The organism is Winslowiella toletana, assembly GCF_032164335.1.
Taxonomy (GTDB): domain Bacteria; phylum Pseudomonadota; class Gammaproteobacteria; order Enterobacterales; family Enterobacteriaceae; genus Erwinia; species Erwinia toletana_A.
On record NZ_CP134152.1, the window covers coordinates 4554560 to 4566381 of the forward strand.

General features: G+C 53.3%; 9 protein-coding genes. 4 read left to right on the forward strand and 5 right to left on the reverse strand.

Annotation, left to right across the window (positions count from 1 at the left end):
* Positions 1–114 precede the first annotated feature (114 nt).
* From plsB to RIN69_RS20730, 3 genes are all read left to right on the forward strand, one after another.
* A complete protein-coding gene (gene plsB, locus RIN69_RS20720; protein ID WP_313857825.1) occupies positions 115–2553 on the forward strand; it encodes a glycerol-3-phosphate 1-O-acyltransferase PlsB in 2439 nt (812 codons plus the stop codon).
* A 173-nt stretch (positions 2554–2726) separates the two neighbouring features.
* Positions 2727–3821 carry an RHS repeat-associated core domain-containing protein gene (locus tag RIN69_RS20725; protein WP_313854253.1) on the forward strand — a complete coding sequence of 365 codons (1095 nt, stop codon included), beginning with the start codon at positions 2727–2729 and terminating at the stop codon, positions 3819–3821.
* Positions 3822–3952: 131 nt separating this feature from the next.
* Positions 3953–5068 carry an RHS repeat-associated core domain-containing protein gene (locus RIN69_RS20730; protein ID WP_313854254.1) on the forward strand — a complete coding sequence of 372 codons (1116 nt, stop codon included), beginning with the start codon at positions 3953–3955 and terminating at the stop codon, positions 5066–5068.
* 35 nt (positions 5069–5103) lie between these two features.
* Here RIN69_RS20730 and ubiA read toward each other — a convergent pair whose 3' ends face one another.
* The 5 genes from ubiA to malK form a co-directional block, all read right to left on the reverse strand.
* A complete protein-coding gene (gene ubiA / locus RIN69_RS20735; RefSeq protein WP_313854256.1) occupies positions 5104–5985 on the reverse strand; it encodes a 4-hydroxybenzoate octaprenyltransferase in 882 nt (293 codons plus the stop codon).
* A complete protein-coding gene (gene ubiC / locus RIN69_RS20740) occupies positions 5986–6513 on the reverse strand; it encodes a chorismate lyase (RefSeq protein WP_313854260.1) in 528 nt (175 codons plus the stop codon).
* Between the two features lie 167 nt (positions 6514–6680).
* Positions 6681–7652 (reverse strand): maltose operon protein MalM, encoded by a 972-nt coding sequence (gene malM / locus RIN69_RS20745; RefSeq protein ID WP_313854261.1) that lies wholly within the window; start codon positions 7650–7652, stop codon positions 6681–6683.
* Positions 7653–7778: 126 nt separating this feature from the next.
* Entirely contained in the window at positions 7779–9092 is a 1314-nt protein-coding gene (locus RIN69_RS20750; protein ID WP_313857826.1) for a maltoporin, read from the reverse strand.
* A 25-nt stretch (positions 9093–9117) separates the two neighbouring features.
* A complete protein-coding gene (malK, locus tag RIN69_RS20755; RefSeq protein ID WP_313854262.1) occupies positions 9118–10242 on the reverse strand; it encodes a maltose/maltodextrin ABC transporter ATP-binding protein MalK in 1125 nt (374 codons plus the stop codon).
* 342 nt (positions 10243–10584) lie between these two features.
* On the opposite strand from malK, the gene malE reads away from it, so the two are divergent.
* Positions 10585–11781, forward strand: coding sequence for a maltose/maltodextrin ABC transporter substrate-binding protein MalE (gene malE / locus RIN69_RS20760; RefSeq protein WP_390902464.1), 1197 nt, complete (start codon positions 10585–10587; stop codon positions 11779–11781).
* Positions 11782–11822: the final 41 nt, after the last annotated feature.

Genomic DNA, 11822 nt, shown 5'->3' on the forward strand with positions numbered 1-11822 from the left:
TTGAGATGTTTAACGTCCACCAGAGGGTGGCGCACGTATTGCAACACAACAGATCTTAATAGCGCTTTCTGGTATGCTTGCCGCGCTTTGCTAACAAGAGGCTTCATGTTGTCTATGTCAGGTTGGCGTAATTTCTATTACAAGTTACTAAACTTACCCCTCTCATTTTTGGTGAGAAGTAAGGCTATTCCGGCCGATCCGGTAGCTGAACTCGGGCTCGATAGTTCGCGCCCCATTATGTATGTATTGCCTTATGATTCAAAGGCGGATCTCCTTGCATTGCGATCGCAATGTCGTAAACGCGACTTGCCCGATCCGTTGGAGCCGCTGGAAATCGATGGCACGGTTTTGCCACGCCACGTGTTTATCCACGATGGACCGCGCGTGTTCCCCTACTTCGTTCCCAATCTGGAGTCGGTAAAGCTGTTTCACGAATATCTGGATCTACACCGCAGTAATCCCGATCTTGACGTGCAGATGGTGCCGATTTCCGTCATGTTTGGCCGTGCACCGGGTCGCGAAGTTCAGGGTGAACAGACGCCACATCTGCGCGTGCTGAACGGCATTCAGAAGTTTTTTGCCGTTCTCTGGTTAGGACGCGACAGCTTCGTGCGTTTCTCTCCTACCGTGTCACTGCGCCGTATGGCGACTGAACACGGCACCGATCAAACTATCGCCCAGAAGCTGGCCCGCGTTGCGCGTATGCATTTCGCTCGTCAGCGTCTGGCGGCGATCGGCCCGCGTTTGCCGGTGCGTCAGGAGCTGTTTGGTCGGCTGCTGCAATCCAAAGCCATCGCTAAAGCGGTCGAAGATGAAGCACGCAGCAAAAAAATCTCCCATGAGAAGGCACAGCAAAACGCAGTTGAGCTGATGGAAGAGATCGCCGCTGACTTCTCTTACGAAGCGATTCGTCTTACCGACCGCGTGATGAGCTGGACGTGGAGCAAGCTTTATCAGGGCATTAACGTCAACGGTGGCGAACGTGTTCGTCAGCTGGCGCAGGATGGCCATGAAATCGTTTATGTTCCCTGCCATCGCAGTCATATGGACTACCTGCTGCTGTCGTATGTGCTGTATCACCAGGGCTTGGTGCCGCCGCACATTGCTGCCGGTATTAATCTGAATTTCTGGCCTGCGGGCCCGATCTTCCGTCGTCTGGGTGCGTTCTTTATCCGCCGTACTTTTAAAGGCAATAAACTGTACGCCACGGTGTTCCGCGAATATCTCGGTGAGCTGTTTACCCGCGGCTATTCGGTGGAATACTTCGTCGAAGGGGGGCGTTCGCGCACCGGGCGTCTGCTCGATCCGAAAACCGGTACCTTGTCGATGACCATTCAGGCGATGCTGCGCGGCGGTAACCGCCCTATCACGCTGGTGCCAATCTACATTGGCTATGAACACGTGATGGAAGTAGGCACTTACGCCAAAGAGTTGCGCGGTGCTACCAAAGAGAAAGAAGGCTTTATGCAGATGGTGCGCGGTTTACGCAAACTGCGCAATCTCGGCCAGGGCTATGTTAACTTTGGTGAACCGCTGCCGTTGATTAACTATCTGAATAAGCATGTGCCTGAATGGCGTGATTCTATCGATCCGATTGAAGCTCAGCGCCCGGCCTGGCTGACACCGGCGGTAAATGATATCGCTCAGCGCGTGATGGTGCGGATTAATAACGCCGGCGCGGCCAACGCCATGAACCTTTGTGTCACCGCGCTGCTGGCTTCTCGTCAACGTTCATTAACGCGCGAACAGTTGACCGAGCAGCTCGACTGCTACATCCAGCTGCTGCGTAATGTGCCTTATTCGCCTGACGCTACCGTACCGGATATGACGGCGGAAGCGCTGCTGAACAGCGCGCTGGGAATGAATAAATTTGAAACCGAGCAGGACAATATCGGTGACATCATTATTCTGCCGCGTGAGCAAGCGGTGCTGATGACTTACTATCGCAACAATATCCATCATATGCTGGTGTTACCGGCGTTGATTGCCGCCATTGTGCAGCAACATCGCGAAATTTCGCGCGCGGAGCTGTTGCGTCAGGTCAGCGTTATTTATCCGATGCTGAAAAGTGAGCTGTTCCTGCGCTGGAATAAAGAGGAGCTGCCACAGGTACTGGATGAGATGATCGCTGAATTGTCGCGTCAGGGTCTGGTCACTGCCGATGAGAGCACTCTGCGCCTGAATCCGTCACGCTTCCGTACCCTGCAGCTGCTGGCCGCAGGGGTACGCGAAACATTGCAACGCTATGCGATTACCTTCTCAATTCTCAGTGCAAATCCGGCGATTAACCGGGGTTCACTGGAAAAAGAGAGCCGCACTATGGCCCAGCGCTTGTCAGTGTTGCACGGGATTAATGCCCCGGAATTCTTTGATAAGGCGGTATTCTCTTCACTGGTGCTGACGCTACGTGATGAAGGCTATATCAGCGATACCGGCGATGCTCAGATTGAACAGACGCAGAAAGTGTACCTGCTACTGGCCGATCTGATTACTCAGGAAGTACGGCTGACGATTGAGAGCGCAGCGGCGCTTGAAGTCTTAACGAAGCCTTAATCGCTGATTTATGCCGCATGAAAAACGCCCGATAACTTATCGGGCGTTTTTTTTTGCTGCGCAAGCGGAAAACATCCTGTAACCGCCCCCGCAGGGTGATAAATGTGATTTGAGCTGCCCCCCAGAGTGTCATTTACTCAATCTCCTTGCTTTATCACTTACAGGAGTTGGCGATGAGTGTTTCTTTACTGGGATTTAACGGCGAGCGTTTCGATCCGGCTAATGGCGCAACGCAGCTGGGCAACGGCTATCGTGCTTATTATCCCGCCCTGCGGCGTTTTAACTGCCCGGACAGCTGGAGTCCGTTTGGTCACGGCGGGATTAATCCTTACGCTTATTGTGTCGGTGACCCGATCAACCGCACCGATCCGTCAGGACATTTCAGCTGGCAGGCCGGGCTGGGTATCGGGATGGGGCTGCTGGGAATATTGGGAATACTGGGCGCGGTATTTACCGCCGGCGCTTCTCTTGTGGCAGCGGGCAGTCTGGGTGCAGCGCTGGCAGCGTCCTCAGTGACGGCACTGACGGTGGGCACGGCGGGCGTGGTGGCGGATGTCACCGGCGTGGTGAGTCTGTTAACCGCACAGCACAATCCAGAAGCTTCCGCACTGCTGGGATGGCTGTCGCTTGCCAGCGGCCTGTTGTCATTAGGCGCTGGTCTGGCTGCCGGAGGCTATCGGCTGTTAAATAAAACCGTGCAGCAAAGCAGTTACACCGCCCTTGCGGCTGAGCCTATCCTGTCGTCCGAACTTCCTTCTGCGGCGAGCCTGACGTCTTTTGAGGAGTTAACACATAACGGTTTGATTATGCGCAACATTATGCAGCATCTTTCGGGGCTGGACGTTGATAGTTTACGCGCGACATCAAAAAGCATGCTGAATAATGTTCATCGTGCAGTGGATAATATAGAAAATTACACCATCAAGATAAAACGCTGGGAGAATGAACATTTGGTATCGATAGGTCTGCTCGAGTCGCTGAAAGAGAATCCGATGCATATAACTGCCCTGGAGACCGTCAGAGAAATATGGCGCGGGCACTATCCCTATACTCCGCCCTCGCAACTCAACCTCAATAGCATAAATCCTGCCAGCGCCGGATTTATGGCGATAAACCATTCAGGCGAATCATCAAGCACAATGATGAGGTATTCAGCCACCCGATGGGATAGAAAATTTATAAAACAGGTTAATATTCGTAACCGAATTTTCAGAGCCTGGCAGTCACTGTTTCATAGCATTCATCCTGAAATCTTTATTGAGGATTAAATTTCGGGAGTGAACTGCCCCTATTTTTCCCAGTATATGACAGCGACCTCATAGTTATTATAATGATGTCATTTCCCTCCTTGGTATGTGATTAACTCAACCTCCTTTCTTTTTGCTTACAGGAGTTGGCGATGAGTATTTCTTTACTGGGATTTAACGGCGAGCGTCTCGATCCACTCAGTGGCGCAACACATCTGGGCAACGGCTATCGTGCTTATTATCCCGCCCTGCGACGCTTTAACTGCCCGGACAGCTGGAGTCCGTTTGGTCACGGCGGGATTAATCCTTACGCATATTGTGCCGGTGACCCGATCAACCGCACCGATCCGTCAGGGCATTTCAGCTGGCAGGCCGGGCTGAGCATTGGTATGGGGCTGCTGGGGATATTGGGGGCGATATTTACCGCCGGTGGTTCACTGGTCGCAGCAGGCAGCCTGGGAGCGGCGATGGCCGCATCGACGGTGACAACACTGGCCGTCGGCACGGCCGGCGTGGTGGCCGATATCACCAGCGTCGCCAGCCCGCTAACTGCGCACGGCCACCCAAAGGCTTTTTCACTGCTGGGGTGGATATCGCTTGCGGCAGGCCTGCTGTCATTAGGAACCGGTCTGACCGCCGGAGGCTATCAGCTGCTAACTACAACCGCAGAGGAGAGTGGCAATATCGCCCCTGCGGCTGAACATGCCATTATGCCCGAACTCCCCGCTGCGGCTGCCACACCCACCTTAGAAACGCTATCGCACAATCCGCTGATTATGAGCGGCATTATGCGCCGACTGACGGGAACGGAAATAGATAACTTACGCGCGACATCGAAGACCATGCAGACCAACGTTGAAAGAATGCTGACCCGTTTAGATAGCCTGTTACCTGAACGAAGCGCTACCGAGTTTATGGCCAGTTATAAGCCTTCTGTTGATGACTATGCTATTTTTAAGTCTACGTATACCAACAGTGACTATATTGAGCAGGTAAGGCGTATCTGGCGGGGAGAACATCCTTTTACCTCTGCTTCGCAACTCAGTAAAAGTAATATTAATCCTATGGAAAATAAATTATCGATGATGCGTACCACCAATATCCGCAGGATGTTGCACCCTCACAGTTTTCAGAATGCAGAGCAGCAAGAGCAAATAATAATCAGTGAATCCATGTTTAACGCGCAGGTTTATGAAAGAAATAAACAGTTTACCCAATGGAAAACAACCTTCCGTTCTCTGCACGCGAATGACTTTATCAATAACTGATCCACAGGGGCGAAATTCGCCCCTGTGTGACTTGATTATCCAAAAGTAAACGGCGCAGTATTCAATACCACCCCGATAAACAGCACCAGTCCGACATAATTATTATTACGAAATGCCCGGAAGCAGTGCTCGCGTTTGCGATCGGCAATCAGTTTCTGCTGATGAATAAACAGCGCGCCCGCCAGCAGAATCGACCAGTAAAACGCACCGTTCAGTTTCAACAACAGGCCGATCGCCACCAGCAATATTAATGCTGCCAGCTGCAGTAAACCGATAATCAACTTGTCGAAGCGACCAAACAGGATTGCCGTCGATTTCACGCCAATCTTCAGATCGTCGTCGCGATCGACCATCGCATACTGGGTGTCGTAAGCCACCGTCCAGCAGATGTTGGCGAAAAACAGCAGCCAGCAGGTTAACGGTACACTTTCACTGACCGCCGCCCAGGCCATTGGAATTGCCCAGCCAAATGCCGCACCCAGCACCACTTGCGGCAGATGGGTATAACGCTTCATAAATGGATAGACAAAGGCCAGCGCCAGACCGCCAAATGACAGCCAGATGGTCATGGCATTCATCGTCAATACCAGCGCAAACGAGACCAGAACTAACGCCACAAACAGCAGTTTGGCCTCTTTCCCGCTGACCGCTCCGCTCGGTAACGGCCGCTCGCGGGTGCGTTTGACATGACCATCGATTTTGCGATCGGCATAGTCGTTAATCACACAACCCGCAGCACGCATAGTAAATACGCCCAGCACAAACACCACCAGTACATTCAGCGGTGGCATTGCCATATCAGCCAGCCACAGCGCCCAGAGCGTCGGCCATAACAGCAGCAGTGAACCAATCGGTTTATCGATACGCATCAGGCGGCTATAAGCCTGAAGTTTGTTTATTTGCAGACTTTTTTCCACTTATCGTGATCCTTCCGCAGGCCCACGCTGATAGAGCGGCGCCGCAGGTAAAAAAAGTTCGGTAAGGAGTAGCGGCTTATTGGCCAGACGCAGGCGCGAGCGTCGTCCCCATAAGGACTGGACGATACCGGGTTCAATAAAATCACGGGTTAGCGTAGAGGACGAAAACAGATAGCGACCAAGTGGACGACTGCCTAAGTTTTGCAGCATCGCTTCCGGCCCGTTAAGCGTCGATTCCGGCACAATAGTGCGGCCAGCCAGCCAGGGCACGCCGTCGCCAAACAGCAAGATTTCGCGCAGCCAGTAACGCTGTTCCTGTGGCAGTAACGCTACCTCATCGCCAACGTCAGCAGCGCTGATAAAACCTTCGCGCAGTGGCTCAACGGTGACTTTCGCGCAGTGACGCTCAAAACGCTTCGTCATTGAATCCTCTTCCATCAGCCAGTCCAGCAGGGCTGCATCAAGTGAAGGGGACGAAGCAGGAAGCCATTCCATCGCGCGCAGCAGCTTAAGCGCGTTATCCGACATACGGCATCTCCAGGTTAAAAATCAGAAGCCGTAGTGTAACGCAGAGCCTGGCGGAGAACACGCCACGCGGGAGAAAATGGCAAAAATTATCTGGCTGATGTCAGTTAAAAAAGGGTGCGTCAGTGACGCACCAATGGTCCAGCAACATCAGCAATATGGGGATAACGTCATCCCTTGCCTTTCACACTGCTGATAAAGGTCGCGCGGGCCGTCGACGAGCCAAGGCGTTCAGCCTCATTCATCAACCTCAGCGCTTTATCAATTTCGCCCTCTTTAATCGCCTGTTTGATCGCGTTATTAAAGTAGCTTTCGGTCTCGTTCAGTAATGGCTCAGTTTTCGGCGCAGGCGCGGCGCGCATCGGGGCAGGCGCCGGTGCCGGTGCGAGGGCTGGAGCCGAAGCCGGAGCTGGCGCGGCAGTGGTGTTAACCGCAGCACCGGTGCTTCCGATCACCACAGGTTTAGGATCGGCAGCACCAAAAAGCTTACCAATCATAATATTGCCGCTGTTTTGCTCGGTTTTCGCCTTAATGGTTAAGCTGCCTGTCGGACTATGCCGCACCACTAAATCCGGTACGTCAGGAATGGCGTTGTTCGCCCCCTCGGCATATAGCTTGGCCGGGCTGGGCATGGTAGAAGTACGAGCCAGATCGTCAGTGGTGGTGTAGATCAACAGATAAATCTGTTTCTGCCCCAGCACTGGCGTCAGTTTCAGGGTGCCTTCCAAGCGGTTACCAGAGGCAATACCCGGCTTGGCATACGGGAAATAGCTGCCAGGAAAGTAAGCGGCGGGCTGTAACTGCTCATCCAGCACCAATACATTCGGCACGTAGGCGCGTTTATCTTTGATGCTGCTGGTCAGGGTAATTTCCAGCGAGCCTTGATCGGCTGGCAGCGCAATCGCGGCAACTGCGCCGCTGATATTACCCTGATTGATCGTTACCGAAGAAGCATTCAGTTCAATATCCTGTGTCACTGGCGGCATCACCGGCAGCCACGAGAGGCTGTGCAGTTTATCCTGCGCAATCACCGGCGCGGTTGAAACATTTTGTGGGTTGAGATTACTGGCGGCAAAGCTGGTTGACAGCGTGCCGACGCTCAGCGCCTGCAGCAGGCAGAGCGCGATTAGGTGTTTTTTCATTGTTGTTTTCCTCAAAATTTTCACCCGTCTTCCTCAGGCAATAGGAAGACGGGCTAACAAAGGATTTATCCGGAATAATTCAGGGGGCGGCTGATGCCTCTGCGACCTGAACGATGACGGATAAATTTACCACCAGGCTTCCATCTGAATACCGAAGGTCACCTCGTCGCTATCGCCACGGCTGAAGCGTTGGGTGTTGGTGTCATTCAACGCGGTACCATTTGGCACGCCCGCGACATAGTTGCTGTCGCCCACGGTTGACGAAGAGTAGCCCCATTTCTCATCCCACTTGGCATAAGTGGCAAACACGCGGATTGCCGGACGAGCCCAGATACTGCTGCCCGCCTGCCACTGCTGCGCTAAAGTCACTTTATACTGGTTGTTGCGGTCGCCGGTATTCTGCGATTTCACGTTGTCGTAGCCGAGTTCCAGTAAGGTGCTCATGATTGGCGTCCATTTGTACATCGGGCGCACGCCCGCAGTGTACCAGGTGGTGCCATTGTTGTTATCACGATTGACGTCTTGGTACATACCGACATACATCAGGCTCCAGGTGTCGTTGAAATCAATCGCACCGTGATCGATCACGCGGATCATTTTGCCATTGTTGTTCTGTGCCGTGCCCGGACGACCGTTACGGTTCTGAGTCATCGCATCGGTAGCGTACTGCACCACAAATTTGTTCAGGCTGCCGTTATCGCCGAAGGTCTGCGTGTGCTGAATGGTGCCCAACCAGCCATCTTTCGAGCTGTCACGGTTAACGCGTTCATAGCCATCGCTTTCGTTCGCTCTGCCGTAGTCAAAGCCCACTTCCAGTGAACCGCCCGGGTTGACTTGCATCTGTCCCAGACGCACATCGAAGATGTCGTTGGAGAGATCTTTGGTGCGGGTCGTGCCATTAATAAAGCTCTGAGAACCACCGGCTTCGCTGTTACGGGTTGTTGCCAGTGAGAGCTTACCAAAGCCAACATCGATATTTTCGATACCACCGCCAGGACCCGAAATGTCCCAGTAGTAGAAGTCGATCATATGAACGTCATGACGCTGATAGTAACGTTTACCGGCCCAGATATCGGCACCCGGCAATGCATCGAACAGGTTTTTACCGACCACGTTCATCTGACGAACGGCCGGGGAGGTATCTTCATAATCGTTCTTCTGATCAACCGCATAGCCGATCATGGTGTCGACATAGAAACTTTTATCACCTTCTTTCCAGACTTCCTGACCTAACTGAATTTCAGCGTAAGTTTCGCACTCGTTACCGAGACGATACTTACTGTCAGCACCGGTTGCCTTGAAGCACTGCTGCTCTCCGCCGCTGCCGGTCCAGCCAATACCTGAACGCGCATAGCCTTTAAAATCAACCGCAGCTGCCTGAGTTGAGATCACCGCTGCAGCCACTGCCACGGCCAGAGGATATTTACGCAGCATTATCATCATTGTTATTCTCCTGTTCTCTTTGCTATTGCTGGCGTGCTTCAACACCCGGCTCTGTATGTAGCCGGCGACAGGCGCGACCATCTTCACGGAATAGATGGCAACGTTGTGGCGGCAGGCCGATGGCGTAATGGGCACCTTCTTCTACCAGCACCACGTCGTTCTGGCGGTAAACCAGGTTTTGACGCAGAGCCGGAATCTGAATATGGATTTGGGTTTCATGTCCCAGCTGTTCGACGACCTGCACCACGCCAGATAGCGTGACGTCAGCAACGTCGCTGGGCAGCAGATGTTCCGGGCGAATACCGAGCGACATATTGGCGCCCACCGGTACATCGGTACTGTCGACCGGCAGCCAGATCTGCTGGCGGTTTGGCAGTTCGACCTGCACCTGGTCGATCGCCGTAGCGGTGACTTTGACCGGCAGGAAGTTCATCTTCGGCGAGCCGATAAAACCGGCGACAAAACGGTTGGCTGGATAGTGATACAGCTCCAGCGGCTTGCCGACTTGCGCAATATGTCCCCCTTCCAGCACCACAATTTTGTCAGCCAGCGTCATCGCTTCTACCTGATCGTGGGTGACGTAAATCATGGTGCGCTGCAGGCGTTTATGCAGGCGGGAAATCTCTATACGCATCTGCACGCGCAGCGCGGCATCAAGGTTAGACAGGGGCTCATCCAGCAGGAATACTTCGGGTTCGGCCACCAGCGTACGTCCGATAGCAACGCGTTGACGCTGTCCACCGGATAACGCTTTTGGCTGGCGCTCCAGCAGATGTCCGAGTTGCAGCACATCAGCAACCTGGGTCACGCGCTGCTGGATCTCCGCTTTTGCCGTACCGGCCAGCTTCAGGCCAAACGACATATTTTCCGCCACCGACAGATGCGGATAGAGCGCATAGGACTGGAACACCATGCCGACACCACGCCCGGCTGGTGGTACCTCGTTCATGCGTTTATCACCAATCAGCAATTCACCCGAGGTGATCTCTTCTAATCCGGCAATCATGCGCAGCAGTGTTGATTTGCCGCAGCCTGATGGCCCGACAAACACGACGAATTCACCTTCAGCGATAGTCAGATTGATATCTTTCGATACCACCACATCACCCCAGGCTTTGGTGACATCCTTCAGCACCACGCTCGCCATTTGCCTCTCCCGTCCAGTTCGTACCGCTTATCGAATGGCTGGGAGTCTGTGGGATGTCAGCGGAGGTTAAATCCTCCGCCTGCTGCTTTTTTATGGGGGAGGAGGCAGGAGGATGAGACGCGTAACAGGACGCGCAGAAACCGGGAACAAAACAGATTTTCGTGATCGTGCTGGCAAAAAAAGGGGGTGTTTTTTGTGGGCTGTGACACAGAAACAGGCAGAAAGGTAGCGGCGATCACACTTCCACCCACTGGGGCGTAGAGCGGAGGAGGATGAGGGAACGGGCAGTTATCCGCAGACTGCTGGCGTTAAGACTACCGCTAACGATTAGAGGAACGGGAAATGTCAAAGTTCAAACTGAATACAAAAACGCTGATGTTGTGTGCCTTAACCACCGCGCTGCTTCCGGGTGCCGCGCTGGCGAAAATCGAAGAGGGTAAGCTGGTTATCTGGATTAACGGAGATAAAGGCTACAACGGACTGGCTGAAGTCGGTAAGAAGTTTGAACAGGATACCGGCATTAAAGTGACGGTTGAGCATCCCGATAAACTGGAAGAGAAATATCCGCAGGTGGCCTCCACTGGTGACGGCCCGGATATTATTTTCTGGGCCCACGATCGTTTTGGTGGCTATGCACAATCTGGCCTGCTGGCAGAGATCACCCCGGACAAAGCGCTACAGGATAAAATCTATCCCTTTACCTGGGACGCGGTGCGTTACAACGGTAAGCTGATTGGCTATCCGGTGGCCGTTGAGTCACTGTCGCTGATTTACAATAAAGATCTGCTGCCAGAGCCACCGAAAACCTGGGAAGAGATCCCGGCGCTGGATAAACAGCTGCGCGCTAAAGGTAAGAGCGCCATCATGTTTAACCTGCAAGAACCCTACTTCACCTGGCCAGTGACTGCGGCTGCTGGCGGCTACGCCTTTAAAAAACAGGCAGACGGCAGCTATGACTTGAAAGACGTTGGCGTTGCCAACGAGGGCTCTCAGGCGGGGCTGCAATTCCTTGTCGACCTGGTGAAAAACAAGCAGCTGAATGCTGATACTGACTATGCCATCGCCGAAGCCGCATTTAATAGGGGCGAAACCGCGATGACCATTAATGGTCCGTGGTCATGGGGCAATATCGACAGCGCTAAAGTTAATTACGGCGTCACACTGCTGCCAAGCTTTAAAGGTCAGCCGTCCAAACCCTTTGTTGGGGTATTGAGTGCGGGTATCAACGCCGCCAGCCCGAATAAAGAGCTGGCTAAAGAGTTTCTTGAGAACTACCTGCTGACTGACGACGGTCTGGCGAAAGTGAACGCTGACAAACCTCTCGGTGCGGTGGCGCTGAAATCCTATCAGGAGCAGCTGGCGAAAGATCCAAAAATCGCCGCCACCATGGCTAACTCGCAGAAAGGCGAAGTGATGCCAAACATTCCGCAAATGAGCGCCTTCTGGTACGCCGAACGCACCGCGGTGCTGAATGCGATTAATGGTCGTCAGACGGTGAAAGCCGCGCTGGAAGATGCGGAAAAGCGTATCACCAAATAAACCGGTATGGGGCGGCGAGAAGCCGCTCCGTTTTCCGCCCG

Coding starts and splice junctions, on each gene's coding strand:
- RIN69_RS20725 (WP_313854253.1), top strand. CDS start 2,727: ATGAGTGTTTCTTTACTGGGATTTAACGGCGAGCGTTTCGATCCGGCT.
- malE (WP_390902464.1), top strand. CDS start 10,585: ATGTCAAAGTTCAAACTGAATACAAAAACGCTGATGTTGTGTGCCTTA.
- malM (WP_313854261.1), bottom strand. CDS start 7,652: ATGAAAAAACACCTAATCGCGCTCTGCCTGCTGCAGGCGCTGAGCGTC.
- ubiC (WP_313854260.1), bottom strand. CDS start 6,513: ATGTCGGATAACGCGCTTAAGCTGCTGCGCGCGATGGAATGGCTTCCT.
- RIN69_RS20750 (WP_313857826.1), bottom strand. CDS start 9,092: ATGATAATGCTGCGTAAATATCCTCTGGCCGTGGCAGTGGCTGCAGCG.
- malK (WP_313854262.1), bottom strand. CDS start 10,242: ATGGCGAGCGTGGTGCTGAAGGATGTCACCAAAGCCTGGGGTGATGTG.
- RIN69_RS20730 (WP_313854254.1), top strand. CDS start 3,953: ATGAGTATTTCTTTACTGGGATTTAACGGCGAGCGTCTCGATCCACTC.
- plsB (WP_313857825.1), top strand. CDS start 115: ATGTCAGGTTGGCGTAATTTCTATTACAAGTTACTAAACTTACCCCTC.